The organism is Vibrio sp. 1751 (assembly GCF_033339895.1).
Lineage (GTDB): Bacteria > Pseudomonadota > Gammaproteobacteria > Enterobacterales > Vibrionaceae > Vibrio > Vibrio alginolyticus.
In genome coordinates this window covers 1-26,395 of record NZ_JAWOVM010000027.1, presented here as the reverse complement: position 1 = coordinate 26,395, position 26,395 = coordinate 1, and the positions used below count along the sequence as shown (strand labels likewise).

At 44.7% G+C, this 26,395-nt stretch carries 28 protein-coding genes and 1 pseudogene; 15 read left to right on the top strand and 14 right to left on the bottom strand.

The window, feature by feature from the left end:
• The first annotated feature begins 119 nt into the window (after window positions 1-119).
• The 6 genes from truA to purF all read left to right on the top strand — a co-directional run bounded on the left by truA (window position 120) and on the right by purF (window position 6,059).
• Window positions 120-914 carry a tRNA pseudouridine(38-40) synthase TruA gene (gene truA / locus R7041_RS11135; RefSeq protein ID WP_005380566.1) on the top strand — a complete coding sequence of 265 codons (795 nt, stop codon included), beginning with the start codon at window positions 120-122 and terminating at the stop codon, window positions 912-914.
• A 197-nt stretch (window positions 915-1,111) separates the two neighbouring features.
• Window positions 1,112-2,038, top strand: coding sequence for an acetyl-CoA carboxylase, carboxyltransferase subunit beta (gene accD / locus R7041_RS11130; protein ID WP_005380583.1), 927 nt, complete (start codon window positions 1,112-1,114; stop codon window positions 2,036-2,038).
• Window positions 2,039-2,084: 46 nt separating this feature from the next.
• Window positions 2,085-3,347: a bifunctional tetrahydrofolate synthase/dihydrofolate synthase gene (gene folC / locus R7041_RS11125; protein ID WP_005380586.1), complete on the top strand. Its 1,263-nt coding sequence runs from the start codon at window positions 2,085-2,087 to the stop codon at window positions 3,345-3,347.
• Window positions 3,348-3,361: 14 nt separating this feature from the next.
• Window positions 3,362-3,955 (top strand): SPOR domain-containing protein, encoded by a 594-nt coding sequence (locus R7041_RS11120; protein ID WP_042522511.1) that lies wholly within the window; start codon window positions 3,362-3,364, stop codon window positions 3,953-3,955.
• Between the two features lie 61 nt (window positions 3,956-4,016).
• A complete protein-coding gene (locus tag R7041_RS11115) occupies window positions 4,017-4,508 on the top strand; it encodes a CvpA family protein (RefSeq protein ID WP_005380590.1) in 492 nt (163 codons plus the stop codon).
• 36 nt (window positions 4,509-4,544) lie between these two features.
• A complete protein-coding gene (gene purF / locus R7041_RS11110) occupies window positions 4,545-6,059 on the top strand; it encodes an amidophosphoribosyltransferase (protein ID WP_005380592.1) in 1,515 nt (504 codons plus the stop codon).
• Between the two features lie 66 nt (window positions 6,060-6,125).
• Here purF and R7041_RS11105 read toward each other — a convergent pair whose 3' ends face one another.
• Window positions 6,126-7,001, bottom strand: a complete 876-nt coding sequence (locus R7041_RS11105) for a LysR family transcriptional regulator (RefSeq protein ID WP_005384959.1) — start codon at window positions 6,999-7,001, stop codon at window positions 6,126-6,128.
• Between the two features lie 289 nt (window positions 7,002-7,290).
• Here R7041_RS11105 and R7041_RS11100 point away from each other — a divergent pair, with 289 nt between their 5' ends.
• The 7 genes from R7041_RS11100 (at window position 7,291) to recR (ending at window position 13,036) form a co-directional block, all read left to right on the top strand.
• Window positions 7,291-8,397: a response regulator gene (locus tag R7041_RS11100; protein WP_005380606.1), complete on the top strand. Its 1,107-nt coding sequence runs from the start codon at window positions 7,291-7,293 to the stop codon at window positions 8,395-8,397.
• 223 nt (window positions 8,398-8,620) lie between these two features.
• The gene (locus R7041_RS11095; protein WP_005380608.1) at window positions 8,621-8,752 is read left to right on the top strand and encodes a hypothetical protein; all 132 of its coding nucleotides are present in this window, start codon (window positions 8,621-8,623) and stop codon (window positions 8,750-8,752) included.
• A 33-nt stretch (window positions 8,753-8,785) separates the two neighbouring features.
• Complete coding sequence (locus R7041_RS11090; protein WP_080276930.1) at window positions 8,786-9,172, top strand: YbaN family protein; 387 nt, start codon at window positions 8,786-8,788, stop codon at window positions 9,170-9,172.
• A gap of 162 nt (window positions 9,173-9,334) precedes the next feature.
• Window positions 9,335-9,880, top strand: a complete 546-nt coding sequence (gene apt, locus R7041_RS11085; RefSeq protein ID WP_005380615.1) for an adenine phosphoribosyltransferase — start codon at window positions 9,335-9,337, stop codon at window positions 9,878-9,880.
• A gap of 8 nt (window positions 9,881-9,888) precedes the next feature.
• A complete protein-coding gene (gene dnaX, locus R7041_RS11080; RefSeq protein WP_206949297.1) occupies window positions 9,889-11,994 on the top strand; it encodes a DNA polymerase III subunit gamma/tau in 2,106 nt (701 codons plus the stop codon).
• Window positions 11,995-12,076: 82 nt separating this feature from the next.
• Window positions 12,077-12,406, top strand: a complete 330-nt coding sequence (locus tag R7041_RS11075) for a YbaB/EbfC family nucleoid-associated protein (protein WP_005380618.1) — start codon at window positions 12,077-12,079, stop codon at window positions 12,404-12,406.
• Between the two features lie 30 nt (window positions 12,407-12,436).
• Complete coding sequence (gene recR, locus R7041_RS11070; protein ID WP_005380619.1) at window positions 12,437-13,036, top strand: recombination mediator RecR; 600 nt, start codon at window positions 12,437-12,439, stop codon at window positions 13,034-13,036.
• Between the two features lie 51 nt (window positions 13,037-13,087).
• On the opposite strand, the gene aqpZ is transcribed toward recR, so the two are convergent.
• The 3 genes from aqpZ to R7041_RS11055 all read right to left on the bottom strand — a co-directional run bounded on the left by aqpZ (window position 13,088) and on the right by R7041_RS11055 (window position 14,650).
• Window positions 13,088-13,786, bottom strand: a complete 699-nt coding sequence (gene aqpZ / locus R7041_RS11065) for an aquaporin Z (protein WP_130545937.1) — start codon at window positions 13,784-13,786, stop codon at window positions 13,088-13,090.
• 229 nt (window positions 13,787-14,015) lie between these two features.
• Window positions 14,016-14,264, bottom strand: a complete 249-nt coding sequence (locus tag R7041_RS11060) for a YkgJ family cysteine cluster protein (RefSeq protein WP_017820793.1) — start codon at window positions 14,262-14,264, stop codon at window positions 14,016-14,018.
• Between the two features lie 137 nt (window positions 14,265-14,401).
• A complete protein-coding gene (locus R7041_RS11055; protein WP_005380625.1) occupies window positions 14,402-14,650 on the bottom strand; it encodes a GlsB/YeaQ/YmgE family stress response membrane protein in 249 nt (82 codons plus the stop codon).
• Between the two features lie 188 nt (window positions 14,651-14,838).
• Here R7041_RS11055 and R7041_RS11050 point away from each other — a divergent pair, with 188 nt between their 5' ends.
• Window positions 14,839-15,279 (top strand): YcgN family cysteine cluster protein, encoded by a 441-nt coding sequence (locus tag R7041_RS11050; protein WP_074191653.1) that lies wholly within the window; start codon window positions 14,839-14,841, stop codon window positions 15,277-15,279.
• 191 nt (window positions 15,280-15,470) lie between these two features.
• Window positions 15,471-17,150 carry a mechanosensitive ion channel family protein gene (locus R7041_RS11045; RefSeq protein WP_206949296.1) on the top strand — a complete coding sequence of 560 codons (1,680 nt, stop codon included), beginning with the start codon at window positions 15,471-15,473 and terminating at the stop codon, window positions 17,148-17,150.
• Window positions 17,151-17,219: 69 nt separating this feature from the next.
• On the opposite strand, the gene R7041_RS11040 is transcribed toward R7041_RS11045, so the two are convergent.
• From R7041_RS11040 to R7041_RS10995, 10 genes and pseudogenes are all read right to left on the bottom strand, one after another.
• Entirely contained in the window at window positions 17,220-17,504 is a 285-nt protein-coding gene (locus R7041_RS11040; RefSeq protein WP_206949295.1) for a putative quinol monooxygenase, read from the bottom strand.
• Window positions 17,505-17,521: 17 nt separating this feature from the next.
• Window positions 17,522-17,917 carry a VOC family protein gene (locus R7041_RS11035; RefSeq protein WP_005380685.1) on the bottom strand — a complete coding sequence of 132 codons (396 nt, stop codon included), beginning with the start codon at window positions 17,915-17,917 and terminating at the stop codon, window positions 17,522-17,524.
• 140 nt (window positions 17,918-18,057) lie between these two features.
• Window positions 18,058-18,357, bottom strand: coding sequence for a ribbon-helix-helix domain-containing protein (locus tag R7041_RS11030; RefSeq protein WP_206949294.1), 300 nt, complete (start codon window positions 18,355-18,357; stop codon window positions 18,058-18,060).
• Window positions 18,358-18,493: 136 nt separating this feature from the next.
• Window positions 18,494-20,071 (bottom strand): alkaline phosphatase, encoded by a 1,578-nt coding sequence (locus R7041_RS11025; protein WP_182039072.1) that lies wholly within the window; start codon window positions 20,069-20,071, stop codon window positions 18,494-18,496.
• 398 nt (window positions 20,072-20,469) lie between these two features.
• On the bottom strand, window positions 20,470-20,829 hold the full coding sequence (locus tag R7041_RS11020) for a hypothetical protein (RefSeq protein WP_005380688.1): 360 nt from the start codon (window positions 20,827-20,829) through the stop codon (window positions 20,470-20,472).
• Between the two features lie 251 nt (window positions 20,830-21,080).
• Window positions 21,081-22,028, bottom strand: a complete 948-nt coding sequence (locus R7041_RS11015; RefSeq protein ID WP_206949293.1) for a ChaN family lipoprotein — start codon at window positions 22,026-22,028, stop codon at window positions 21,081-21,083.
• Window positions 22,029-22,126: 98 nt separating this feature from the next.
• On the bottom strand, window positions 22,127-22,954 hold the full coding sequence (gene rlmA / locus R7041_RS11010; RefSeq protein WP_005380691.1) for a 23S rRNA (guanine(745)-N(1))-methyltransferase: 828 nt from the start codon (window positions 22,952-22,954) through the stop codon (window positions 22,127-22,129).
• 96 nt (window positions 22,955-23,050) lie between these two features.
• Window positions 23,051-25,087, bottom strand: a complete 2,037-nt coding sequence (locus R7041_RS11005) for a methyl-accepting chemotaxis protein (RefSeq protein WP_206949292.1) — start codon at window positions 25,085-25,087, stop codon at window positions 23,051-23,053.
• Window positions 25,088-25,285: 198 nt separating this feature from the next.
• The gene (locus R7041_RS11000) at window positions 25,286-26,170 is read right to left on the bottom strand and encodes a D-hexose-6-phosphate mutarotase (RefSeq protein ID WP_017820788.1); all 885 of its coding nucleotides are present in this window, start codon (window positions 26,168-26,170) and stop codon (window positions 25,286-25,288) included.
• Between the two features lie 155 nt (window positions 26,171-26,325).
• Window positions 26,326-26,395: pseudogene (locus tag R7041_RS10995) on the bottom strand (glyceraldehyde-3-phosphate dehydrogenase); the annotation flags it as partial.

Below are 26,395 nucleotides of genomic sequence, written 5' to 3'. Positions count from 1 at the left end.
GCTACCCTTTTTGTGTCCCGTTAGTAGGATGCTACCTTTATGTCACCCTTGGTGAAACTGGCAACTTGAGGTGACTTGAGTATATACTTCCCGCCCCATTTTAGAGTTCGAAGGTTAAGATGAGAATCGCATTAGGTATCGAGTACAACGGTACAAACTACTTTGGTTGGCAGCGCCAAAGAGAAGTGAAAAGTGTCCAAGAAGAGCTAGAGAAAGCATTGTCCGTCGTCGCTAATCACCCAGTTGAAGTTCAGTGTGCTGGTCGGACAGACGCAGGCGTGCATGGCACGGGACAAGTTGTGCACTTTGATACCAACGTTACTCGAAAAATGGTAGCTTGGACCATGGGCGCAAACGCGAACATGCCAAGCGATATAGCGGTTCGTTGGGCTAAGGAAGTTTCAGATGATTTCCATGCAAGATTCTCAGCGACAGCTCGCCGTTATCGTTACATTATTTTCAATCATGCTTTACGTCCAGGCATCCTAAACTCGGGGGTTAGTCACTATCATGGTGAGCTCGACGAGAAAAAAATGCATGAAGCAGGGCAGTTCCTACTTGGCGAAAATGATTTTACGTCGTTTCGCGCGGCGCATTGTCAGTCTCGCAGCCCATTTCGAAACTTGATGCATCTGAACGTTACGCGCCATGGAAACTATGTGGTTATTGATATTAAAGCCAATGCGTTCGTGCATCATATGGTTCGTAATATCACGGGTAGCTTGATAAAAGTTGGACGTGGCGAAGAGAGTCCTGAATGGATCAAGTGGTTATTAGAAGCCAAAGATCGCAAACTAGCGGGTGCGACAGCGAAAGCGGAAGGTCTGTACCTGGTAGATGTAGACTACCCAGAAGAGTTTGGGTTACCTGAAGTGCCGATCGGTCCACTGTTTTTACCAGATAATTTGAACTAATTTTACAAACTTATTTCAAAATATCGGTAGTGTTTACATTGAATGTGAACGGAAAACATACGCTATTTACGATATCAAAAATAGGTACAACCAGTTTTTTATCTACAGTAGCTGCAAGATATGGTTTAATCCGTCGGTATTATGTCGAATTTATATCTTTCGCAATGAAGCGGAAGAGTTGAGAGAAAAGGTCTTCCATGAGTTGGCTTGAAAAGATTTTAGAGAAAAGCAATCTAGTAAGTTCACGCAAAGCTTCTATCCCAGAAGGTGTGTGGACTAAATGTACCTCTTGTGAACAGGTTTTATACCATGCTGAACTAGAGCGTAACTTAGAAGTTTGTCCAAAGTGTAACCATCACATGCGTATGAAAGCGCGTCGTCGTTTGGAAACATTTTTAGATGAAGGTAATCGAGTTGAATTAGGTTCTGAACTTGAGCCACAGGATAAACTGAAATTTAAAGATTCTAAGCGATACAAAGAGCGTATCTCTGCTGCACAAAAAAATAGCGGTGAGAAAGATGCGCTAGTTGTGATGCAGGGTGAATTGCTTGGTCTGCCGCTTGTGGCGTGTGCGTTTGAATTCTCCTTTATGGGTGGTTCAATGGGTTCAGTCGTTGGTGCTCGCTTTGTGAAAGCAGTGGATGCAGCCATTGAAAATAACTGTGCGCTTGTTTGTTTCTCAGCAAGTGGTGGTGCTCGTATGCAAGAGGCTTTAATGTCTCTTATGCAAATGGCAAAAACCAGTGCTGCGCTTGAGCGTTTATCAGAAAAAGGTCTGCCGTTTATTTCTGTTCTAACTGACCCTACAATGGGTGGTGTATCAGCAAGTTTGGCTATGTTGGGTGATATCAACATCGGTGAACCTAAGGCCCTCATTGGCTTTGCTGGTCGTCGTGTAATCGAGCAAACTGTACGTGAAGATCTTCCTGAAGGTTTCCAGCGTAGTGAGTTCCTGCTTGATCACGGTGCTATTGATATGATCGTTGACCGTCGTGAAATGCGTCAGCGTGTGGGTGGTCTTATCGCTAAGATGACTAACCACAAGTCTCCTTTGGTGGTTTCGGTTAACGAATCTCCAAATGAAGAGCCATATTCTGTACCAGAAGCGGACGAAAAAGGGTAAAGTATCAACTAACATAAAAACCAAAGAATTTAATGGTTAAAGTTAGATGACCCAAAACCCAATTCCTCAAGCCACATCTTCATTAGAGATGTGGCTTGATTATTTAGCAAATATTCATTCCTCAGCAATTGATCTAGGCTTAGACCGTGTCCAAGCGGTAGCAAACAAAGCCAATCTTACCAAACCAGCTCCAACCGTAATCACCGTTGCCGGAACCAATGGCAAAGGCTCAACGTGTGCGTTAATGGAAGCCATTTTACTTGATGCTGGCTATTCAGTCGGTGTTTATAGTTCTCCGCACCTGATTCGTTACAACGAGCGTGTACGCATTAATGGCGTTGACGTTGTAGATGCCAAGCACTGTGAAGCATTCGATTATGTAGAAAAGCAGCGTGGTGATGTTAGCCTTAGCCTCTTTGAATTCGGTACGCTTGCTGCGCTACGTATTTTCCAAGTAGAGAAAGTTGACGTTGTCTTACTTGAAGTAGGACTTGGCGGCCGTCTAGACGCCACTAATGTTGTTGACCATGATGTTTCTGTTATTACGAGCTTAGCGATCGATCATGTGGATTGGCTTGGTGATGACATCAATGTTATTGGTTTTGAAAAAGCGGGCATTTACCGTTCAGGGAAGCCAGCAATTTGTGGTCAACCGACGCCACCAGCGACCGTGGCGGCTCATGCTGACGATATTGGTTCTGAGTTCTTCCAAGTAGGTATTCAGTACGATTACCAACTAACTGATAATGGTTGGAAATGGAGCAGTGGGGCATTTGAGTTAGAGGATTTACCAATCCCATCGCTACCATTACAAAATGCAGCCACTGCACTGATGGCACTAGGGGCTTCGGAATTGCAAATCACTGACATAAATATTGTCAATGGCTTGAATAATGCGCGTTTGGCGGGGCGTATGCAAGTACTGCATCACGAACCTGAAATAGTCCTTGATGTCGCTCATAACCCGCACTCTGCTGAGTATTTGGTAGAAAGAGTGAAGCAACAATATCTGGGTAAGAATATCCATATTGTGGTTGCAATGCTGCATGACAAGGACATTAAAGCAACCATTGAAGCGCTAACTCCAGTTGCAACACAATGGTATCCAGCGTCGCTTACTGGACCGAGAGCGGCGACCGCTGATGAATTGTGCCAATACTTACCTGATGGGCAAGTTCATTTTGAAAACCCTGTTGACGCCTTCGAGAGTGCGAGAAGCCACGCAAAGGCAGGAGACGTTATTCTGGTGGTTGGCTCATTCCATACCGTCGGAGAGGTATTGGAACATTGGCAATCAAATAATAAATAAGTAAAGGTATTTTGATGGCAAGTAAATTCCAAAGTCGTTTAGTCGGCACCATCATTCTAGTCGCAGTCGGAGTCATTGTTCTTCCCGATGTGCTAGATGGTAAGAAACTGCACTACAAAGAAGAATTTGCCAGTATTCCTATCAAACCAGAACTTGATAGTGATGTGGAAAACTTCGAAATATTAGAGCCAGTGGAAGACGACATTACGTTACCGGATTCTCCGGTTGAAGCTGTAGTGCAAGAAAGTGAGGATGCTCAAGTAGCCGTTTCTGAGCCCGAGCCAGCGCCAACATCTAAACCTGAGGTCATCAAACAACCAGAGCAAGTTGAGGTCGTCACTCGTCCTGTTCAAGAGAAAAATCAATATGAAGATTCAGCTTGGATCATTCAGTTGATGGCACTTAAGAATCACGAAAATGCTGTCGCGCTTGTCGCGGATTTGCAAAAGCGTGGTTATCAAGCTCACACAAAGAAAGAAAACGAGTTTACGAGAGTGATTGTTGGCCCTGATGTGTCAAAAAGTAAACTTGAACGACAAGTTCAAGAATTACAAAAAATTACAGGTTCAAAAGGTCAATTGCTTAAATTTAAGCCATTAAATCCATAAGAAAACGTTTGCGTCAGCATTTTTTCTGTTAAAATGCGCGCCAACTTAAGATGAAGAAAAGATGAATTGGATAGATTTTATCATTTTAGGTGTGATCGGATTTTCAGCTCTGATCAGTTTAGTTCGCGGTTTTGCTAAAGAAGCTTTGTCTTTGGTGATTTGGTTCGGAGCGTTTTTTATCTCCAGTAATTACTATGCCAAATTGGCGGTGTACTTCACCAACATCGAAGATGATATGTTTCGTAACGGAGCGGCGATTGCGGCGTTATTTGTCGCAACCTTGGTAGTTGGTGCAGTGGTGAATTACGTCATTGGTCAACTGGTACAAAAAACAGGGCTATCAGGTACGGACCGAATTCTCGGGATTGTATTTGGTGGTCTACGCGGAGTCTTAATTGTTTCTGCGGTGCTGTTTTTTATGGATGCGTTTACTGCATTCCCAAGCTCGGATTGGTGGAAAGATTCACAGTTGATCCCTGAGTTCAGCCGTATCATCGCCCCATTCTTCGAGCATTTACAAGCAACATCAAGTTTTCTGTCTGGCACTATCTAGTAGTGCCAGCTACTGTCGCAAATCGAGGATTAGGACATGTGTGGTATTGTTGGAATCGTGGGCACAACGCCTGTAAACCAGTCTATTTATGACGCGTTAACGGTGTTACAGCATCGTGGCCAAGATGCCGCTGGTATTTGTACCATAGAAAGCAATCGTTTTCGTCTGCGTAAGGCGAACGGTTTAGTCAAGGATGTATTTGAAGCAAGACACATGCAGCGCCTGCAAGGCGAGGTCGGAATTGGTCATGTTCGTTACCCTACAGCAGGCAGTTCAAGTGCTTCAGAAGCTCAACCTTTCTACGTAAACTCTCCTTTCGGTATTACACTTGCCCACAACGGTAACTTGACCAACGCTAACGAAGTTCGTCAGAAGCTGTTTGAAAAAGATCGCCGTCATATCAATACCACTTCAGACTCTGAAGTATTACTAAATGTACTGGCGCACGAAATTGACTCAGTAAAAGGAAATGTCACGACCGAAGACGTATTCCGCGCAGTCACCAATGTTCATCGCACAATTCGCGGTGCTTATGCTGTGACCGCCATGATCATTGGTCATGGTATGATTGCATTTCGTGACCCACACGGTATTCGCCCGCTGTGTTTAGGTAAGCGTGAAGTTAACGGCAGAGCAGAGTACATGGTTGCGTCTGAATCGGTGGCATTGGATGCGGTCGGTTTTGATTTCGTCCGTGATGTTGCACCTGGTGAAGCGATTTACGCAACGTTTGACGGTGAGCTTTACACGAAGCAGTGTGCAGACAATCCTAAGCTGAACCCTTGTATTTTCGAGTTCGTGTACTTTGCTCGTCCAGATTCGTTCATCGATAAAATTTCGGTATACAGCGCTCGCGTTGAAATGGGTAAAAAGCTGGGCGAACGTATTCGTGAAGATTACGCAAACCTTGATATCGATGTTGTCATTCCTATCCCTGAAACGTCTTGCGACATTGCACTGCAAATCGCTCAAGCGATCGATATCCCTTATCGCCAGGGTTTCGTGAAAAACCGTTATGTTGGACGTACGTTTATCATGCCTGGCCAGCAACAACGTAAGAAATCAGTACGTCGCAAGTTGAATGCTATTCGTTCGGAATTCAAAGGTAAGAATGTGTTGCTGGTGGATGACTCTATTGTTCGAGGTACAACGTCAGAGCAGATTATTGAGATGGCTCGTGATTCTGGTGCCAAGAAAGTGTACATGGTCTCAGCGGCTCCTGAAGTTCGTTTCCCGAACGTATACGGCATTGATATGCCAAGTGCTACAGAGCTTATTGCCCATGGCCGTGACAACGATACAATTTGTAAGCAGATTGGTGCCGATGCGCTTATTTATCAACGTCTAGAAGATTTGGTAGAGGCGGTAGGTCTTGGAAACCAAGACATTACTCAGTTCGATACTTCCGTGTTTAACGGCGAATACGTAACGGGTGATATCGACCAACAATACCTAGATTTCTTAGATGGTCTTCGTAATGATGATGCGAAAACACAACTTGAAATCCAACAGGATTTAGCAAACCTAGAGCTTCATAACGAAGGCGCATAGGATGCGCTTTCTTAAGTCGTAAAAAAACCAGAGCTTCGGCTCTGGTTTTTTGTTTTCGCTATCTAGTTAGTGAATGTTATAAGCGATCACAAAGTCAATAAAGAGGCGAACTTTCTCTGGCAGGTGGTCTTTGTGGTTGTAAAGCATATAAATGTCGCGCGGGTTTGCACTCCAATCTGGCAGTACGCGTACCAAATCGCCGCTCTCGATGTACTCTTTGATCATGACATCTGGCATTAGTGTGATGCCTAAACCTTCGGAACAAGCGCTGCGCACCACATTGAGCGCGTTTGCTTGAAAACGACCACGATCAACATTCACCACAGACTCGCCTTTGCTATTAATCAAGGTCCACTTAATAAGTGGGTACCCTTTTAGCAATGAATGGTTAGATAGCTCTTCTGCATGGTGTGGCGCAGGATTCGAGGTTAGATAGTCAGGGCTTGCAACGAGAATATCCTTCACTTCGCCAATCTTACGCGCGATGAGGCTAGAGTCGCGTTGCGGTCCCACTCGAAAAATTACATCCCATTCAGTAGGGTCAAGCTTGTCCGCATTATTCTCTGTCGTTAGCTCAATGTTGATGTCCGGGTACTGCTTCATAAAGCTGTTGAACATCGGCATCATCATTCGTTTAGTTAAGTTGTAAGGCGCGGATATCTTAATCTTGCCGGATGCTCCTCGGCAGTCGTCAGTGATTTCCTCTGCTGCGGTTGTTAGCCTTTGTAGTAAAGGAGAGCACTCATGGTAAAAACGTTCCCCTGCTTCAGTGAGCGAGAGTTTGCGAGCATGACGGTTCAATAGTCGAAGATTGACAGAGTCTTCTAGCGCTTGAATGCGTCGGGTGATGGTCGCAACCGGGATCATGGTTTTTCGCGAAGTTGCGGTGTAGCTCCCATTTTCGACAACCAGTCGAAACAGGTTTAAGTCATCTAATTTCATATTTCCAGACACATTAAATTACCGATTACGGTTAATTTATAATTAACTTTGTGATCAAAGCTTGCTTTAAGTCAACATGTTGCATCATTTGAACACAGCAACCCTGTTTGAGTAAATACTGTTATACGCCGTAATATTTGTATTAATGCAGTTTCCGAGCTAAGTTTTATAACAAGGCGAAGCGGCCTCAGGTCTTGCTGTGACACGTTTTGCTGGAAGTAAACACAACAAAAATAATGACTTAATAATAAATCTGTTTTTTTGACTGAGCTTTGTGAGGGATAAAGGTATGTTTAAGACTCACAGTCAAACGGCAATGGTCTCGGCACAGGAAGTGATTAATCAAAAACTAATAATGTTGGTGGACGATGATCCAATATTTCGTAAAGTAACCAATGCCTATTTAGAAAGTCAGGGTTTTAAAGTAGTAGAAGCAGAAAACGGTCTAGAAGCGCTTCAACAACTCAGGGAATGCCAACCCGATCTTATCTTATGTGATTTATCGATGCCGGTCTTAGATGGTATCGAGTTCGTCGAAGAAGTTAGTCTCGAATACCCATATATGCCGCTTATCGTGGTATCAGGCACGGATGAAATGTCCGATGTCGCGAAAGCGTTGCGATTTGGTATTAAAGATTTTCTTCCTAAACCGATAGGTAATTATGAGCACCTATCTCAGGCGATAGAGAATACGCTAGAAGATACCGATAGCCACTTCTCAGAACAACGTGACTTTTCAAGTCAGTGGTTCAGGGTTGATGATGGTGGTGAAATCCCAGATGAACAAGAGCTGTATTGGCATCTGGAATATTTACAACAGAATCCGAGTGCGGCAAGAGATTTACTGCAAGCGCTATTGCCAGAGAAGGATGCTGCTCAGGGAGATTGGCGCTGCTCGTACCGTTTATTGCAATCGACGGATGTGATGCCCTTGGTTTTCGATTATCGTTGGTTAATGAATGGTCAATTTGCGTTTTATCTCGTTGATTCTGCTTCCCAAGCTAATGATGGAGTTGCGACGACATTGCTCGTTAGGGCATTGTTTGACGACTATCTCCGTAACTTGAAAAGTTTCAGTGCTGATCTTAAGGACATGGTAGGGATCATTGAAAAAGGAATTGAGTGTTCGGAGTGTGCGGGTGCAGTCAATGCTGTGTTTGGTGTCGCCGACCTCGCTTCATCCTCGGTCTCTATATTGCCTGCGGGTTTAGATAGCCATTGGTCTGACGGAAATACGAATCAACACATCGCAGCAGGTAACCGTTTAGGGGGAGGAAGTATGAAAAACTTCATCACCCGCGATTTACCGCTTAGTGTTGCAGGACAGTTGTCTATCGGGTGTTTAGGTTCTTCAAGTTTTAGTTTAAGTATTACCCGGAAATCCCGACTAGTATAATTATGACTTGCAAACCAATAAGCAGCGTCCTTACGCTGCTTATTATCTTTTTAGGACCACCAAAACAACATACGTTTAGTTTAATAACCTTGCTTTTTACTGGTGTTTAGATTTGGCTGTTTAATGTATAGTCAGCGCTTAAAACAATAATGACCCATTTGTGCAACGATAATTTAACGCTGTGCCTTGGGAGAAGCAAAGTCAACTAGTGAGAAGACACATCATGGCAGACAAAGATTTTAAAGAGCCTTATAATATTTTTTACTTTTTAGGTTTTATTGCAGTTCTTTTGATCCCAACACTTCCTGCAACGCTAACCTGGCTTCGTGTAATGAATGGTTACGCAGGCTTTTAATCTAGCTATTTTGTACCGGAGTTCACCATTCGTATTAAGCGTTACTTTTTCAATACTGTTGGTGGACTCTGTATTGTGCTCGGCATAGCCGGCATAGCCCTTCCACTTTTACCCACCACACCTTTTATTTTGCTTGCTAGCGCATGTTTTATGCGTGGTAGCCCTGCATTTCATCAATGGTTACATAACCACAAAACGTTTGGACCCATTCTCGACAATTGGCATAAGCATCGGGCTGTTACTTCAAAAGTAAAAAAGCGTGGTGCGATTTTTATTGCGCTTAGTTTCATGGTTTCAATCGTTGTTGTCCCCCTCGTTTGGGTAAAAATTGGTCTTTTAGTGATGCTAATCGTTTTACTCAGCTGGTTTATGCGTCTGCCTGTGATTGAGTTGGTTGCTGACCGAGAAGAAAATCACTAAGATTGTAGAGAATAGTGTGCCCGCTCTTCGAGTGGGCGTTTGTATTTTCAGCGCCTGTGACTTTTACGAAAATAAGCACATAGTGGTGAAAACCTATTGTTCGTTGCCCTCGTGATACTGCGATTAGAGAGGGCGATGAGCCAATCTAAGTAAATCGGTATTATGACTACAGAAACAATTTCACTGATCAAATCTAGCATCAAAAGCATCCAAGACTACCCAAAGCCAGGCATTCTATTTCGTGATGTGACGAGCCTTCTTGAAGACGCGAAAGCATACCAAGCAACGATCAACTTACTTGTTGAACGTTACAAAGATATGGGCTTTACCAAGGTTGTGGGTACGGAAGCTCGTGGCTTTCTATTTGGCGCGCCTTTAGCGCTTGAGCTAGGTGTTGGTTTTGTACCAGTGCGTAAACCAGGCAAGCTACCACGTCCTACTGTTGCTCAATCTTATGAGCTTGAATACGGCGTTGATACACTAGAAATCCATACAGATGCCATCGTTGAAGGCGACAAAGTACTGGTTGTCGACGATTTATTGGCAACGGGCGGTACTATTGAAGCGACGACTAAGCTGATTCGCCAACTGGGTGGTGAAGTTGAGCACGCTGCGTTCGTTATCAACCTACCAGAAATCGGTGGCGATAAACGTTTAGAAGCACTAGGTCTAAACGTGTACAGCATCTGCGATTTTGAAGGACATTAATACATTCAATGAGTTATTTAGCTTTAGCGCGAAAATGGCGTCCTAATCAGTTTGACCAAGTTGTCGGACAAAAACATGTCCTGACGGCGTTGGAAAATGCACTGGCGCAAAACCGTTTACACCATGCTTATCTGTTCAGCGGGACTCGTGGTGTGGGTAAAACGAGTATCGGTAGGTTGTTTGCCAAAGGCTTGAACTGCGAAACCGGTATTACCGCGACACCTTGTGGTAAGTGCGATACTTGTCGTGAAATTGATGAAGGTCGCTTTGTCGATCTTCTTGAAATCGACGCGGCATCACGTACTAAAGTTGAAGACACTCGCGAACTGTTAGACAACGTTCAATACAAACCTGCTCGTGGACGTTTTAAAGTGTACCTCATCGATGAGGTGCACATGCTATCGCGTCACTCTTTCAATGCGTTGTTGAAAACCCTGGAAGAGCCGCCAGAGTATGTGAAGTTCTTACTCGCGACAACCGATCCACAAAAGCTGCCTGTTACTATATTGTCGCGTTGTCTACAGTTCCATCTCAAACCGATCAGCGTTGATGATATTCATCAGCAACTTGACTACATTTTGGGTCAAGAGCAAGTATCGGCAGAACCAAAAGCACTGGGTATGATTTCACATGCTGCAGATGGCAGTATGCGTGATGCTCTTAGCTTGACCGATCAAGCAATTGCTTTAGGTAACGGTGCGGTGCAAACCGATATTGTCAGCCACATGTTGGGGACGATTGATACCGACCAAGCGATTCACTTACTAGAGTCAATCAGCAGCAAGAAACCTCAGCAAGCCATGGATAAAATCCAACAATTAGCGGCAAATGGTGTTGAGTGGGATGGTTTGTTGCAGCAAGTCGCAACACAGTTACACCGAATTGCGATGTATCAAGCGTTGCCCGCATCGTTAGACCAAGCCCAACCAGATGCAGAGAAAATTGAGCTGTTGAGTAAAGCACTAAGTCCGCAAGACGTTCAGCTTTACTACCAAATTGCATTGAAAGGTCGTGAAGATTTGACTCTCTCGCCAAATGGGCGAGTCGGTCTGGAAATGATTGTGCTGCGTATGATGGCGTTCCGCCCATCAAATAACAGTGGGGCAAATGTTGTTTCTAGTAACTGCGAGCCAGCGTCATCTCCGGCTCAAAGTACCAGTCAACCAAAGGCTGCGCCAGCTCAGACAGCCGCGGCTCCTCGAGATCAGCAGCCGAGTCCAGCACAAAGCACACCACAAGTGGCGCCTCAACCTTCATCCAGTTCGCAACCTGAGTATCAAGCGAGTGGATATGAGACGGTTCCACCACAGTATGATATGGCGCCGCCGATGAGCGAAAACCCAGCGCCGCAACATGAAACGCCACCTCAACAAGTGCAAGAGAGCGTTTCAACACCAGCGCGCGGCGGTCTAAGCGGTTTGCGTCACCAATTACGTTCTCAGCGTCAAGGCCTACAACAGAACACTCCTCAAAATGGTGGCTCAAAAAAGCCTAAAGCGGCATCTGCACAACCAGAATCGGTTATCGACCGAGTAGCGCAATTGCATGGCAATTCCGCGCAGGTGTCGCCAAACTCAGCTCCGAAGTCGACGGAGCCACAAGTTGAAGAAGCGTATCGCTGGCGTCCAAGCAAGCCTGTTGAGACAAAAGTAAATACAAAACTGACACCTACGCAGCTCAAGCAGGCACTTGAGCATGAGAAAACGCCTGAAATGGCACAAAAGCTCATCGATGAGTCATTAGAACATAATGAATGGGCGAAGCTAATCAGCTTAATGGAGATCCCTAAGCTGGTAGAGCAACTTGCGCTAAACTCTCATTATAGTAAGGAAGGAACAACCGTTTCGTTACTATTGAGAAGCAGCCAAGCTCATTTGAATACTGATAGAGCTCAAGCCGAATTGCTCAAAGCACTTAATACCGTGTTAGGTGAAGAGTGCCACATGAGCATCGAAATAGGGGAGAGTGGAGAAACACCACTTGAACTGAGAGATAGGCTCTACCAAGAGAAATTACAGCAAGCGCTGAACAGTTTAGAAAACGATCCAAATGTTCAATTTATTGAACGTCGTTTTGCTGCAGAGCTTGATAAAGATAGTGTGCGCCCTATCTAATAATCGAATGGAATGGGGTTGAAAACCCAAAGGTATAACCCCATTAATTGATGCAACACCTCATTAAACCAGAGAGATAAACATGTTTGGTAAAGGCGGTATGGGCAACCTAATGAAGCAAGCCCAGCAAATGCAAGATCGCATGCAAAAGCTTCAAGAAGAAATCGCGAATATGGAAGTAACTGGCGAGTCTGGTGCTGGCCTAGTTAAAGTTACTATCACTGGTAGTCACAGCGTACGTCGTGTTGACATCGATGAAAGTTTGATGGAAGACGACAAAGAAATGCTTGAAGATCTGATCGCTGCGGCGTTCAACGATGCAGCCCGTCGTGTTGAAGAAACTCAAAAAGAGAAAATGGCTTCTGTAACTGGCGGTATGCAACTACCACCAGGTATGAAAATGCCATTCTAATCTGCTGATATTTAATTAAGCGGACTTTTAATGCGTACCAGTCATATGCTGGAGCAATTGATGGAGGCCTTACGTTGTCTACCTGGGGTTGGCCCCAAGTCAGCGCAGCGTATGGCCTTTCATTTGTTACAGCGCGATAGAAAAGGCGGTTTGCAGCTTGCAGATGCGCTTAGTCAGGCAATGACAGAAATAGGTCATTGTACTGAGTGTCGAACCTTCACTGAAGAAGAAGTCTGTCACATTTGTACCAACCCAAAACGCCAAGAAAATGGTCAAATTTGTGTGGTAGAAAGCCCGGCAGACATCGCAGCCGTTGAAGCAACAGGCCAATATTCTGGTCGGTACTTTGTTCTTATGGGGCATTTGTCGCCATTAGATGGTATTGGTCCAAGTGATATTGGATTGGATGTCCTTGATTACCGCTTACGTCGCGGTGATATTACCGAAGTGATTTTGGCGACAAACCCAACAGTTGAAGGTGAAGCCACTGCCCACTACATCGCAGAGCTATGTAAAGAGCACCAAGTTGATGCCAGCCGTATCGCGCATGGTGTGCCTGTCGGTGGGGAGCTAGAGCTTGTTGATGGCACGACGTTGTCACATTCGCTATTAGGTCGACACAGAATTTAATAAAAAGCCGCTGAACTCAGCGGCTTTTTTGATCTTGGGAGTTGGGAACGATTAATCGTTCGATTCTTCACCAAGAAGGTTTTTGTAGATAACCGCACCAAGCACGCCACCCACAATAGGCGCAACCCAGAACAGCCATAGCTGAGAAACCGCCCAGTCACCCACATATACTGCGACTGCCGTGCTACGAGCAGGGTTTACTGACGTATTGGTGACAGGAATGCTGATCAGGTGAATGAGAGTCAAACACAGGCCAATTGCGATAGGTGCAAAGCCTTGTGGCGCACGTTTGTCTGTTGCACCCATAATGACAATCAGGAACATCATCGTCATGACAACTTCAGTCACAAGTGCAGCGATCATCGAGTATTGGCCTGGAGAGTGTTCACCATAACCATTGGCGGCAAAGCCAGAACCCACAACATCAAATCCTGCTTGTCCAGATGCAATAACGTAAAGCACGCCACCTGCGATAAGCCCGCCGATCACCTGTGAGATGATGTAGGGAGCAACGTCTTTTGTCTCAAAACGACCGCCAGCCCAAAGGCCAACTGTCACTGCAGGGTTCAAGTGACAACCTGAAATATGACCGATAGCAAATGCCATCGTCAGAACGGTTAAACCGAATGCCAAAGAAACGCCCAACAGACCAATACCCACTTCAGGGAAACCCGCAGCCAACACCGCGCTACCACAGCCGCCTAACACTAGCCAGAACGTGCCAAAAGCCTCAGCCAAATACTTATTCATGTTCTTTCCTGATCTTTAATTAAATGACCCGCTGAACATAGTCGAGAATTGTCAATAAATTGTGAGGGAGATCGCGCAAAAACCGCAAATGGAACGCTATGTGGCAAGAGTTCTCAAGGGTGAGATAAAAGGCTGAGGGGGGGAGTGCTAAATCTTGAGTTTGCTTTGATTACTGCCTCGGAGAGAAACAACCGAGGTACTAACTTTAAACGTGTGGTCTAGAGTCGCATTACGTCAATTGTTCTAATTCAGTGATGTTGTCGAGTGCTTCTTGATTGGTGTTGCCGCATACAATCGGACACGGTTTAAAATCGTGACAGACTTTAGGGCGTTCAGGCTTACCAAATAGCTTGCACAAATTGTCGTCGTTGAGTTGCACACAACGAACACCTGCAGGTTTGCCCTTGGGCATTCCAGGTATTGGTGAAGAGATACTTGGCGCAATACAGCACGCTCCACATCCTAATCGACAATCCATAATGTAAACCTCTTAAAAATTAAGGGGGCAATTATGGTCATTTTGACGTGGATTGGAAGAGTGAAGAAAGAAAAAAATAAAAGGGCGCGCTTAACATTACGCTCCCTTTTTGGTTTTTTGCTTTTAAATCATCGTGATTATTTTAAGAAACGGTTATAAACAAACAACAGAATAAATGCGCCTAGTGTTGCGGTAATGATACTACCAATGTTGACGCCAGTGGCTCCGCCGAAACCGAGAATGCCGCCAAGGAAGCCACCTACAAATGCCCCTGCAATACCAAGTAACATTGTTGCAATCCAACCGCCCCCATCTTTTCCTGGCATGAGCCATTTAGCAAGTGCGCCGGCGATTAAGCCCAAAATAATCCAAGAAATAATACCCATGAAAACTCCTTAATGCCTTCTTGATCAATTGAGTAATGGAAACTTGTTTAAGGATAGAACAGTAAAACGAAAGTAGTTGAATATCTCCACCGTTATGTGGGAAGGATGCAAGATCTTCTCAAAACTTGAACTTTTGCGTTGAGAAGAGTATAAATCGCCCCCTAAATTCCCTTGGTGAGACCTGAAGTATGAGCACTCCATTTTGGCAAAGTAAATCGTTAGAGCAGATGACAGAAGAGGAATGGGAATCTCTCTGTGATGGTTGTGGCAAATGTTGTTTGCATAAGCTGATGGATGAAGATACTGATGAAATCTACTATACCAATGTGGCTTGTAGTTGGCTGAACAGTAAAACGTGTTCGTGTAAGGATTACCCAAACCGTTTCACTTCGGGTGAAGAGTGCACCAAGCTGACCCGAGAAGACATCGACGATTTTACTTGGCTGCCACACACGTGCGCTTACCGTCTGTTGGCTGAAAAGCAGCCTTTACCAGAATGGCATCCGTTGATTACAGGTTCTAAGTCCGCAATGCATGCGGCAGGGGAAAGTGTCCGTAACAAAGTTGTTTACGAGATTGATGTGGTGGATTGGGAAGACCATATTTTAAATCATCCCAGCCGTCCTTAGTCGAATACAAACAAGCCTTTCATTGATTAAATGAAAGGCTTGTTTGCTATTGGGGCTCCCAACTTTGACGTCTCGCTAACGAAATGCTGCTCAGTTTATTATTTAGTGTTGTAAACTTAGGAGTATGATTTCAACGCTTTACACTTCTATTCCTGATTGTTTTGATCAGGATTGTTCCCTATGAGGTAAACATGACGTTTCATTTCCCCCAGAAACTGCGCCTGACATCTTGGGTGACATTATTCGCACTTGCCGTCATTATGTTCTCCCCAATGGCTGTTCATGCGACTGCCACTGACGATATCCAAGAGCCTTCTGCTGCCGAAATCTCGATTGACAACTTGAACCGAGAGATTGTGGATTTATCCCAAAGCCTCTCGCAAGCGAGTGGCGACGAGCGTGATGCCCTTCAACTGCAACTATTCCAAAATAATGAAGAATTAAGAAGCCAGTTAGCGTCAGCGATTGAACGTGAAACTATCTCTCGCGACAAGCTGATCTTGCTAGTTAAAAAACAAGAACAATACTCTGAGGATGCGACGAACTATCTATCGGAAAAAATAAAGAAAGTCGTCGAGGATTTAAATAAGGCTAAGGATGAAGAGAAGCTTGCTCTTGTTAATGATTATCGAGAGCTACAGCGTTATCTTGATGTTAGCTTCGATTCGAGCTGGCAAAATCTCGCTTGGTTGAAGGAGCTAGGGGCCCAAAACGAGCGCGCAGAAGCGGAACTAAAAGATAAAATTGATAAACGTATGCGCTTACTGTCTGCTTCAATTGAGTACTTGAGTCAGCAAAGTGAGATCATTGGCTCCCAACTTTCGTCTAGCCCAGAGTCGGAAAAAGCGTCGTTGCAACTTAGTCAGCTCATTACTAAACAAAGGCTAAATATTGCGACAGAAAGCTTACGCAACCTGATTTCAATTGGTGATAAAGTCGGTTTAGAAACGTCTGAATACAAACGCCAAATTTTTGAAGTGACGGGTAATATCACCCATGATTTACTGAATACCAAAGTTGTGTGGTCAATACTGAGTCACTGGTCCAACTCGGCACTGGATTGGTTTGCCGAGAATGCACCGCAGCATATCTTCCAGTTGTTTGTTTTTGCGCTGATTTTATTGATCGCTCGCGGACTGGCTAAGTTAACTCGCAAAGTCGTCCGTAAAGCAGTTGCATCGAAAAACTTAAAACTTTCCCACTTGATGCAGGACTTCTTTATCTCGATGTCCGGCAAATTCGTGTGGGTGATCGGTATCATGGTGGGCTTATCTCAGCTTGGTTTGAACCTAGCGCCAATCCTAACCGGTTTCGGTATTGCTGGTGTGATTATTGGTTTCGCGTTGCAAGACACGTTATCCAACTTCGCGGCGGGTATGATGCTGCTTATTTATCGCCCATTTGATGTTGGTGATTTTGTGTATGCTGGCGGTGTGGATGGCAAGGTAAGCCATATGAGTTTGGTGAATACCACAATCCGTACGTTTGATAACCAAATTATTATTGTGCCTAACAGCAAAATCTGGGGAGATGTTATTAAGAACGTCACGCATGAACGCATTCGCCGCGTGGATATGGTGTTTGGCATTGGCTATGCGGATGACCTCTTAAAAGCGGAGTCAGTATTGTCTGATATCATTACCTCTCACCCTTCGGTACTTCGCACTCCAGAGCCAATGATCAAAGTTCATACATTAAATACGTCTTCTGTAGATTTTATTGTGCGTCCTTGGGTAAAAACGGATGATTACTGGGATGTATACTGGGATGTGACAAAAGAGGTGAAACTACGCTTCGACCGAGAAGGTATTTCGATTCCTTTCCCACAACAAGATGTGCATTTGCATATGGTGGAGAAGCAAGACGCTTAATCACAGGTCCCAACTAGTGAAAGGCACTCTAGATAGAGTGCCTTTTTTGATCTTCGGTTAGCGCTATAGTTACAGTTCGTTAAAGAACACCTGTTTAGGCTCGCATTCTAACAAGTTGTCGATCTGGCTAATCAAAAGAGCAAAGTGTTCTGTTTTACCATGAAGCTCAAATGCTTGTTGGTTTTTAAATTGCTCCTGAAAAACGAAGTGGCATGTATTGTCTTTATCTTGGAACAATTGATAACGAACGCAACCTTCTTCATTGCGAGTAGGTTCAAGCGCTCGGGTAAGTACCTCTTTCAACTCTTGTTCTTTTCCCGGTTGTGCATGAAAGGTAGCCGTCAAGTGAATCATAATGTTTACTCTTTTTGTTATAGGTAACGCCCTTGGCGTTGCAGGAACTCAATTTTGTAACCATCAGGGTCGGTTACAAAAAAGAACGTTGCTAAATGCTTTTGTTGATGGTCAAAGGCTTTGATGTCACCAGTTTCAATGCCGAGAGATTTAATGCGTTTGTGGGCTTGTTCAATGTCCTCCACGCTGACGGCAAGGTGGCCGTAGCCTGAGCCGTGAGTGTAGGGCTCACTTTGATCGTGATTGTGCGTCAGTTCCAATTCAAAGCCAGTTTCTTGGTTGGCTAGATAGGTTAGAGAAAAGCCATCAAAGATGTATTGATCAGCGACTTCTAGTTCAAGTACGTCACAGTAAAATTGTAGAGAGCGGTCCAGATCACTTACTCGGATCATGGTGTGAATCATTTTTGTCATGGGTACTCCTTGATAGTCCGCATAGGTTAGCGATTTCAAAAGGAGTCTGGGTAGTACTCTAGTACGACAAATTAGAAGATGTTCAAGGGTTTATAATACGGATGCATAGCCTAGGATGGTTATTGCTCGGTTGGTTGCTATTAACTGTTAAGTTGCGCAAGTGCTTGACGAGTGGTCTCTTGAGGTTGGCGAGCGTACGTGAGGCAAGCGCATCGAATTAAGGAGGCAAAGTTGTTCACTTCACCATTGTATTCGAGTGCTTCTTGATAAACAGTGCTTATGAATTTAGGAACCGTCATGTTTTGAGCACTAGCGATTTCCTCAAGAATTGTCCAAAAGCTCGCTTCAAGTTTTACACTGGTCGCGTGACCATCAATACGGATAGAGCGGGTGATGAACTGATAGTTGTCTTGGGGTTGCTTAGTAAAGATTTCGCACATTTTCTTTATTCATATAATTAAAGACCCATAATTATTGTGGTGTACGATTTAAAACGTCAACTGTTTTCATGCATAAAAAAACGCTCCCTTGCGAGAGCGTTGAAACATCACGAGTTGTGAAGTAAGTGCAAGTTGATTATTTAATTTGTTGCTTCAAGTACTCGCCTAGTTGCGAGTGGTGCATGATTTTTGATACCGGAAAGATAGTTTCTGCAGGTCCCCAAGCAAATACGTTGACAGGAGTATGCGTATGAGTACCCGTCCCCCATACTGTGTTTTGCTTTGTTGCATGCTCACGCGCTAGCAAGTTGCCACGGTCGTTGTAAGGAAAGAAAGCATCAAAGTCATTGATTGTCGGTACGTTCTCTTCGCTTAAGTATTTGTGTCCAGCGAGTCGGTATGGATTTGGTTTACTTGCTAATACGCGTTCTGCTTGCTCAGGCGTAATCGAAAAATCGCTATTTGCGTTCACGACTTCCGCAAACTTCTCTGGAGTTTGCTCTTTCTTATCAAGCGCTTGGAATTCACTGATCATGCCGTAGTAACTTTTCTTTTGGTTGTATAGGCCATCGAGGATCTCGAACTGACCAAAGTTGAAGTTTGGCGCGTAATCCTGATTTTTGAATGCTTCGCCGTCGCGTTTTTGTGGTTTAGGCAAGTTTGCTGATGAGTAGCTAAAGCCAAAAGAGCCGGTTTCGTGGTCTGCAGTAACAATGATCAGGGTGTCATCACGGCCTTTTGCCCACTCATAAACTGAGTTTACCGCTTCATCGAATTTAAGCATTTCATGCAGCATCGTACCTGCATCGTTACTGTGGCCAGCCCAGTCAATTTGGCCGCCTTCAACCATCAAGAAAAAACCGTCTTTGTCTTTTGAAAGAATGTCGATTGCTTTGGTGGTCATTTCTTTCAGCGATGGCTGCGTGCGTTTTGGATCGTTTTTGCTTTGACTGTAGGCAATACCATCGTTCATGCCCGAGTAAGCAAAAAGTCCAAGTAATTTGTCACCTTTAGCTTGTGTGAGCATATCGCGGCTGAAAGCTAAGCTATAGCCTTGGTCTTGCGCTTCGGCAAGCAAGTTGCGTTCGTCTTTGCGTTTCGATTTTAGGTAGACATTACCTTGAGTGAGCTTTTCAAGTTGCTCGTATGTCTCTCCCTTGTCGTTTGTCGACTTTGGAATCCAATGACGAAGTCCCCCAGACATCATCACGTCTACGCCTGTTTCGAGCATATCCGCCGCAATACTGTTTTCTAGGGAGCGATGTGGTTGATGAGCGGCAAATGCTGCTGGCGTTGCGTGGGTCATACGCGTATCAGAGACGAGCCCTGTTGCTTTACCTTTACTTTTGGCTTTTTCCAAAATAGTTTCGACATGGTTGCCTTGGCTATCAATGCCAATGACTTCAGAAGCGGTAGGGATTCCTGTCGCTAGCATCGTAGCTGAGCACGCAGAGTCGACGACAATTGCGTCTTCTGGATTGGTCAGTGATGATCCAATCACACCTTCTTGAGCGAGTTTGTATAACGCTGTGCTTTCGCCTTTGTAAACCGAGTTAGGTGCGTGTTTTGCGTAGGTCTCGAGTAAACCAACTTGTTGAGGACCCATGCCGTCGCCGATCATCAAAATGACGTTTTTGATTTCAGCTGAGAGTGCGTTGAAAGAGAGGGTAGATGCAGCCACTGCCGTAACGATTGGAGATACTAAGCGCTTCATTATATTTTCCTTGTTTATTGAAAGCGCAGGCATTAAAGCAATGATTTATGAAGGTTTTGTGTCGGTAATAAAAGTTTAACCAAATTGTCGTTTTTGTTTGGTTTTGCAGAAAAAATGAGTCGCTCTCTAACGTTCGTTAGTTTGGAAAGAAGAAAGCCCACAAACGTGGGCTTGGATTACGCTTAGGAGTTGAAAGCATGGACTAAAGTTATCCATTCAGTGCCTTCACAAGAAACCTAGTTTAGGGAGCAATAAACGAGCATGTATTATCGGGCCACAAGAGCGGTCGAATTCACTTACGTTTGCATCATATCGTTCTTTGGCTTATTAAATTATGGGCTGCAGTAAGTGTTTGGTTCAAATAGGATTTGTTGTCGTGACGATTATCAGACTGGTTATCAGACTAATGCCAGTATGATGCCACCAACGGTAAGTGCCGCAGACAGGTATTGACCCGCAGAATATGAGCCATCCTCTTCTTTCTCGATTTTATCGGGGTGATCCATGCCAAGCGCACCATGCGTGAAAGATTCGACCTTTTCACCAACAGATTTATCTTCTGCTTCTATTTTCTTGCTGTCGTGCTCGATTTGTTGCAGAGCGGCAAGTAGCGCTTTGCCTTCGGTCGAAAGCGTCACCTTATTGTGTTCGACTTTCAGCGGCGAAGCACTAGTTTCTTCTTGTGCAATACTTGCTTGTTTAGAGGCGACAGATTGTTTGGCATAGCTATTAACAGAAGTGCTTCCTACTGGATTCATCGAATACTCCTTGGAACATCGACACTCGGTCACTGAGTGCGGGTAAAAAGCAGTTATATTTTTATCGGCGGCAAAGTTTATTTCTGAAGCTATTTGGATAAAAACAGGTCTGCTTTTGCCGCTTCTAGTTTCTATTGGTGATCTTTAGCAAAAAATAGACCAGCAGGAAGCAGACCCTTGTCACTCTATGAACTCGGAGCGGTGTGATGATGCAACGCAACGACAAGGTAGTAACTTAAATTGAAGACCAGCTACTTACATTGAAGATCGTTATTGCGTTTAGTTAGATGTTGATATGCCGCCATGCGGTGAGCATCTTGTACATACCGTACTGGTGGTGCGAGAACCTCTAACTGATAGTCTGTATTATCAGAAAGCACGTTATCTGTTGGGCTAATTACAACCACTTTTAAGCTCGGGTTGCGGCTTAAGATTGATGCTGCCGTACCCAACCCTTGCTCGGTGTGAAACTTGCCTGCAACATGGACAACCTGAGCGCCTGGGTTGTCGTCTAGGTAGCTAACGATAGATTCCGCCATAGTTTCATCCCAAGTAACTTGAGCTGCAAACTGTTTTTCCGTCTGCTCTGGCTTACCGTGATGCATGGATGCCATGAACTTTTCTTTGTACGGACTACTACCAGTGTTGATGGCTTGTGCAATGAACATCCGCTGATCATCATCGAGCTTGTTAATGTAATCTAGCCCTTGTCGACCAATGCATCGAACAATGCTCTTTGGTGCATTTGCTGCAATGACCGGGAGATTTTTCTGCTTAGCAAACTCCACGAGAGGGCGATAGTCGCTTTCATAATTGGGCCAAGCGTTGGCTTGTTTCATTAAGTACTGTTCGCCGATCTCCCCACGTAGGTAAGCGTCAACAACAGGTTGTTTGTCGCGGGTAAATTGTTCCATAGATAACGCGAGTGAGCGGTTGTAGGACGTAAGTTGTTTGAGCATATCGGTTTGAAAGCGATGAACGCCGGCGTGTGTGTGCCATTCACCAATAAGAATGACATCTGCTTGTTGCAGCTCAATTGGCAGTTTGCTTAGAGCGATGTGCTCGCCAGAAGGGGTGTATAGTTGGTAGTCGTAAAAACTAGTGACTTCCGCTGAGGTTGCGTGAGAGTTGGTGTGCGTATATGAAGAGCAACCAGTAAGTAAGCCTGCAAAGAGCAAGCTCAAAGTAGAAAAGCGCATTGAAAAGCCTCCAAAAATGTCCGGATGATATTAATGGAGGCTGAGCAATGAATCAATATAAATGATAACTATTTGCGTTTGTTGTTTTTTTTGACTTATTAATTGAGTGTTTTTTTGCGATATACACGCAACATAAAATCAGCCTCACATTGGAAAAGTGTAGCGGATTTCAACTCTTCACGAAGAGCATCGGTTGCTTTCCATGCGAATGGCGTCATTTGCAATAAATCGATTGCGGCTCCGTTTTTCAAGTCCATAACATAGTTAAGATGCTGCTGGTGCTCTAATTCAAACCCTTCAATATGTTCTGGTTCTTCATTGTGAAGACGAACTTCTTGATAAATGCGCTCACGCAGTTGGTATAAGTGGCGGCTAGCAGGAGTAACCGTGACAACAACGCCGTCGTTTTTTACAACGCGCTGCAGCTCCTCAGCTTTACACGGGGCATAAATGCGCAAAATGGCATCTAAGGATTCATTTGCGAAGGGAAGTCGGTGACTAGAAGCCACACTAAAGTTGCAGTGCGTGTAACGCTTCGCCGCGTAACGAATGGCAACTTTGGAAATGTCTAAGCCATAAATCGTGGCATGGTTCGCTTGTGTTTCTATCGTCTTTTGTACTTGATCTGTGTAGTAACCTTCACCACAACCAATATCTAATAATTGATGGGTGCTCCCCTCAGTGTATGTTGCACACAGCTGCGCCACTTCTTGGCGCATTGGGTTGTAGTAATCTCCTTCGAGGAATCGACGACGAGCTTGCATCATCTCTTTGTTGTCACCAGGATCTTTAGAACGTTTGTGATGCGCTGGCATCAAGTTAACGTAGCCTTCTTTTGCTAAGTCAAACTGATGATTGTTTTCGCACTTAAACGTTTTTTCATTTAACGCTAGAGCTTGGTGGCATAGAGGGCATTGATAGTTCATGACGATCTCGAACAGAAAGTAGGGCGGCAAATTCTATCAAAAAGCATGGTCTCAAGTGAAACAAAAAGAGCCGACTGGGTCGGCTCTTATTAAGTATTAGTGGAAGAAGTCGACTTGCTCTTTCAAGTTTCGTGCTTGTTGTTGAAGTTCAATGGCACTTTGCGAGGTTTTTGCGCTCGTGTTGCGGCTTTCTCGGTTAAGTTCACTGATAGAATGGGCATTTGCTGCAATTTCTTGTGAAACTTGAGCTTGTTCTTCTGAAGTCGCTGCAATGGCGTCGGCTTGAGAGGCTATCGACTGCACTTGTACTGCGATGGCTTCTAATGCTGTGCCCGCGTCTTGTGCTTTGTCCAAGACCTGGTTTGCACTGCGTTGGCTGTCTGTCATCATATTAACTGCATTATGAGTCGACCCTTTTAGTTTCTCGATAATTTCCACGACATCCTGAACTGAGCTTTGGGTTCGGTGCGCAAGTGTGCGCACTTCATCTGCTACAACTGCGAAGCCACGGCCTTGCTCACCTGCTCGTGCTGCTTCAATGGCGGCATTCAAGGCAAGTAAATTGGTTTGCTCAGCAATTTCATCAATCATTTTAGTGACGGTTTGAATACTCTCGCTATCGCGATTTACTTGCTCGATAGCCGTTGCTGATTGATCCAATTGATCGTTAAGTTGAGCAACGTCGATACATACGCCTTCAACAATCGCGAGACCAGATTGACTATCAGTATTTGCTGAGCGTACGTTTTCCGCAATGCTTTCGACTTGTTGTGCGACAGATTGAGCGGAAGAGGCCATTTCTTCAATCGCTATCACAACTTGCTCGACTTCTTGTTGTTGTCGGTCGGCTTGGGTCAAATTGCTATGTGCATCGTTGGCAACGCTGGTGGAGTTGCTCTCCACTAAGTCGCTTGTTGAACGGATCTTACCAACGAGTTCATTGAGCTGACTTGCCATACTGGCGACACCCGAGCTCAGGTTCGTAATTTCATTCTTTGATGCTTTACGAGACGCTGGAATGTTCAAGCTGACTTCGCCGCCCGCTAAGCGAGTCATGTATGAGTTTAGAGTCGTGAGAGGTTGTAAGCTGCGATTCAAGAAAAGCGTCAGTACAACAAAAGTAATGATTGCCGCTACCGAAGAAATGATGGCAATGAGTGTGAGAAGCGTGTCGCTACCTTTTGTAACTTCTTTGATAAACGTACCGCCTAGCAGTTTCCAATTCCAACCTGGAACCTCTGTGTAGACAAGATACTTTTCGCCTACGTTACCTTGGTACTCGAAAGGGTAGCGAATTAATCCACTAGATTGTTCGAAAATCTGACCAAAAGGCTTGTGACCATTGTAGTCGGCGACTTCTAGTATTGACGAATCTGAGCCGCTTTTTGCTGGATGAAGTAGGTATTTACCAAGATTGTTGTCGTCGTTATCAACGATAATGGTGTAACCAGTGTCGCCCCATTTTATCTCTTCGAGTGCATCGAATAAGGTTTGTGTCGCTTGGTCTACTGGTAAGCCAATAAACGATAGGCCTGCTACCTTTCCTGTCGCATCTTTGATTGGGGCATAGTAGGTAATGTAGCGCTCGCCATACAATTTAATTTGAGCGTAATACGGTTGTCCTGCTTTAAGTTGCTGATAACCAGGATGGTTGATGCCTAGCGTGGTTCCGACCGCTCGCTGACCTTGTGGATCTTTTAGGGAGGTGGACACCCGAATAAAGTCGTCACCCAATGGTGCGAATAGCGTTGCTATAGCGCCGGTATCACGTGTGAAACTGTCGACCAACTTGGTGTCATTAATTAAGCTTTCACTGTATTGAGTGATGTTTGGTACTTCATGTCCCATGAAGTCAACCGTGTAATTTTCGACATAGACACCGGCAAGGTAGCCATTGCGAAAAGTAGATTCGAGGACTTTAGCGGTGTGCAGGTAAGCATCGAATTGGCCAGCAATGGTTTTTGCCATTGATTCTACTTTAGATTGGTGTTCTTTCAGTGTGCTTTCCAATAGAACATCGGAAGCGTTGCGGTAAACAAGCGCTGCAATACTGCTGAAAGCAATGAATAGACACAAAGTGATCACCAGTTTCAACTGGAATCCGACACTTTGATTTCGGTATCTCTCTAACATAGACTAATTCCTGATATTTTTATTATTTATGAGTTTTGTGTCGGTATGCTATCGGTTTATATGATCAATTTTTTTGATATTTATTAATGAAACCGTCAAAAGTGACCAGTAACCAATAAGTTAGTAAAGATGGGACCATCTAAGCAGAGCTTTTATTACAAAAAAAGCCGGGTATCCCCGGCCTTTATATGGTGATTCTTACTGCGCTGAAATGACAGTGACAAGTTCATGTGTCTCACCTGGTTGGAGCGTTTGACCTTGCTCAATACTTGGTGCATGAACAGCAGACTCCACACACAACATGGTTTGATAACCATCGTCAGCCATGTCACCCATGCTTTGCGCACCTTCTGCCCAAGGGTTCCATAATACTGCTGAGTTGTGGCCTTGGTTGTGTACGCTTAGCGTACGATCCAATACCGGGTCTTTTACCAAAATTTTCGCTTCTGGTTGCGTGTAAACGCGATCAATGGTGTCAGTTAGTTGTAGAACATTACCACCTTGGCATACCGCATCCGCTTTCAAGCTATCAATGTACTCGGCACCCATGCCTGTCGTTTGTGCTTGCTTAATGTCTCCAACGTTTAGGTAAGTATGTAATGCGCCAGAGAAGGTCCAAGCCTCGTCATCAATGTTCATGACTTTGAGCGTCACTTTTAGCTCATCGCCCACTTCAATCACCAAACGAGCGTCAAACATATGGGGCCAAATATCGTGGATTTCTTCTGTCGGGAACAGAGCAAGTTCAACAATCACACCGTTATGGTTCTCACGATGTTCAACCAACTCCCATTCTGCGGTGCGGGCAAAGCCGTGAGCTGGAGCAGCAATACGCCCAAACCAAGGCCAACAAACCGGAATACCACCGCGAAGAGCAGCTTTACCATCGAAGACAGCTTTTTCGCTCATCCAGATCAGATCTTCTTGACCTTTAGGCGTGAACGACACGACATGACCACCGTGTAGCGAGATGCCTGCCGTTGCTTTGTCATGAATCACGCGGACGATTTTTATCTGATCAACTTCAACGATAGTGACGTTATCAGATAGCACCGTTAGGGCTGGGAGAGTTTTTAAATCCATGTGTAGTTTCCTATCGCTGGGGAGAGCTTTTAGACGCGCTTCGCACATTAAATGCAACATCGAGCCTGTATTCTCTCAAATTCCAGATACAAAAAAGGCGACTCTAGAGCCGCCTTTTCTTTAACGAAGTTATTCGCTAATTGCTAACTTTCTAATTACTTAGAGATGTGAGCGATTAGGTCTAGAACTTTGTTTGAGTAACCGATTTCGTTGTCGTACCAAGAT

Excerpts from the sequence above, each read along its gene's own strand:
- truA (WP_005380566.1), top strand. The coding sequence starts at position 120 with ATGAGAATCGCATTAGGTATCGAGTACAACGGTACAAACTACTTTGGT.
- accD (WP_005380583.1), top strand. The coding sequence starts at position 1,112 with ATGAGTTGGCTTGAAAAGATTTTAGAGAAAAGCAATCTAGTAAGTTCA.
- folC (WP_005380586.1), top strand. The coding sequence starts at position 2,085 with ATGACCCAAAACCCAATTCCTCAAGCCACATCTTCATTAGAGATGTGG.
- R7041_RS11120 (WP_042522511.1), top strand. The coding sequence starts at position 3,362 with ATGGCAAGTAAATTCCAAAGTCGTTTAGTCGGCACCATCATTCTAGTC.
- R7041_RS11115 (WP_005380590.1), top strand. The coding sequence starts at position 4,017 with ATGAATTGGATAGATTTTATCATTTTAGGTGTGATCGGATTTTCAGCT.
- purF (WP_005380592.1), top strand. The coding sequence starts at position 4,545 with ATGTGTGGTATTGTTGGAATCGTGGGCACAACGCCTGTAAACCAGTCT.
- R7041_RS11105 (WP_005384959.1), bottom strand. The coding sequence starts at position 7,001 with ATGAAATTAGATGACTTAAACCTGTTTCGACTGGTTGTCGAAAATGGG.
- R7041_RS11100 (WP_005380606.1), top strand. The coding sequence starts at position 7,291 with ATGTTTAAGACTCACAGTCAAACGGCAATGGTCTCGGCACAGGAAGTG.
- R7041_RS11095 (WP_005380608.1), top strand. The coding sequence starts at position 8,621 with ATGGCAGACAAAGATTTTAAAGAGCCTTATAATATTTTTTACTTTTTA.
- apt (WP_005380615.1), top strand. The coding sequence starts at position 9,335 with ATGACTACAGAAACAATTTCACTGATCAAATCTAGCATCAAAAGCATC.
- dnaX (WP_206949297.1), top strand. The coding sequence starts at position 9,889 with ATGAGTTATTTAGCTTTAGCGCGAAAATGGCGTCCTAATCAGTTTGAC.
- R7041_RS11075 (WP_005380618.1), top strand. The coding sequence starts at position 12,077 with ATGTTTGGTAAAGGCGGTATGGGCAACCTAATGAAGCAAGCCCAGCAA.
- recR (WP_005380619.1), top strand. The coding sequence starts at position 12,437 with ATGCGTACCAGTCATATGCTGGAGCAATTGATGGAGGCCTTACGTTGT.
- aqpZ (WP_130545937.1), bottom strand. The coding sequence starts at position 13,786 with ATGAATAAGTATTTGGCTGAGGCTTTTGGCACGTTCTGGCTAGTGTTA.
- R7041_RS11060 (WP_017820793.1), bottom strand. The coding sequence starts at position 14,264 with ATGGATTGTCGATTAGGATGTGGAGCGTGCTGTATTGCGCCAAGTATC.
- R7041_RS11055 (WP_005380625.1), bottom strand. The coding sequence starts at position 14,650 with ATGGGTATTATTTCTTGGATTATTTTGGGCTTAATCGCCGGCGCACTT.
- R7041_RS11050 (WP_074191653.1), top strand. The coding sequence starts at position 14,839 with ATGAGCACTCCATTTTGGCAAAGTAAATCGTTAGAGCAGATGACAGAA.
- R7041_RS11045 (WP_206949296.1), top strand. The coding sequence starts at position 15,471 with ATGACGTTTCATTTCCCCCAGAAACTGCGCCTGACATCTTGGGTGACA.
- R7041_RS11040 (WP_206949295.1), bottom strand. The coding sequence starts at position 17,504 with ATGATTCACTTGACGGCTACCTTTCATGCACAACCGGGAAAAGAACAA.
- R7041_RS11035 (WP_005380685.1), bottom strand. The coding sequence starts at position 17,917 with ATGACAAAAATGATTCACACCATGATCCGAGTAAGTGATCTGGACCGC.
- R7041_RS11030 (WP_206949294.1), bottom strand. The coding sequence starts at position 18,357 with ATGTGCGAAATCTTTACTAAGCAACCCCAAGACAACTATCAGTTCATC.
- R7041_RS11025 (WP_182039072.1), bottom strand. The coding sequence starts at position 20,071 with ATGAAGCGCTTAGTATCTCCAATCGTTACGGCAGTGGCTGCATCTACC.
- R7041_RS11020 (WP_005380688.1), bottom strand. The coding sequence starts at position 20,829 with ATGAATCCAGTAGGAAGCACTTCTGTTAATAGCTATGCCAAACAATCT.
- R7041_RS11015 (WP_206949293.1), bottom strand. The coding sequence starts at position 22,028 with ATGCGCTTTTCTACTTTGAGCTTGCTCTTTGCAGGCTTACTTACTGGT.
- rlmA (WP_005380691.1), bottom strand. The coding sequence starts at position 22,954 with ATGAACTATCAATGCCCTCTATGCCACCAAGCTCTAGCGTTAAATGAA.
- R7041_RS11005 (WP_206949292.1), bottom strand. The coding sequence starts at position 25,087 with ATGTTAGAGAGATACCGAAATCAAAGTGTCGGATTCCAGTTGAAACTG.
- R7041_RS11000 (WP_017820788.1), bottom strand. The coding sequence starts at position 26,170 with ATGGATTTAAAAACTCTCCCAGCCCTAACGGTGCTATCTGATAACGTC.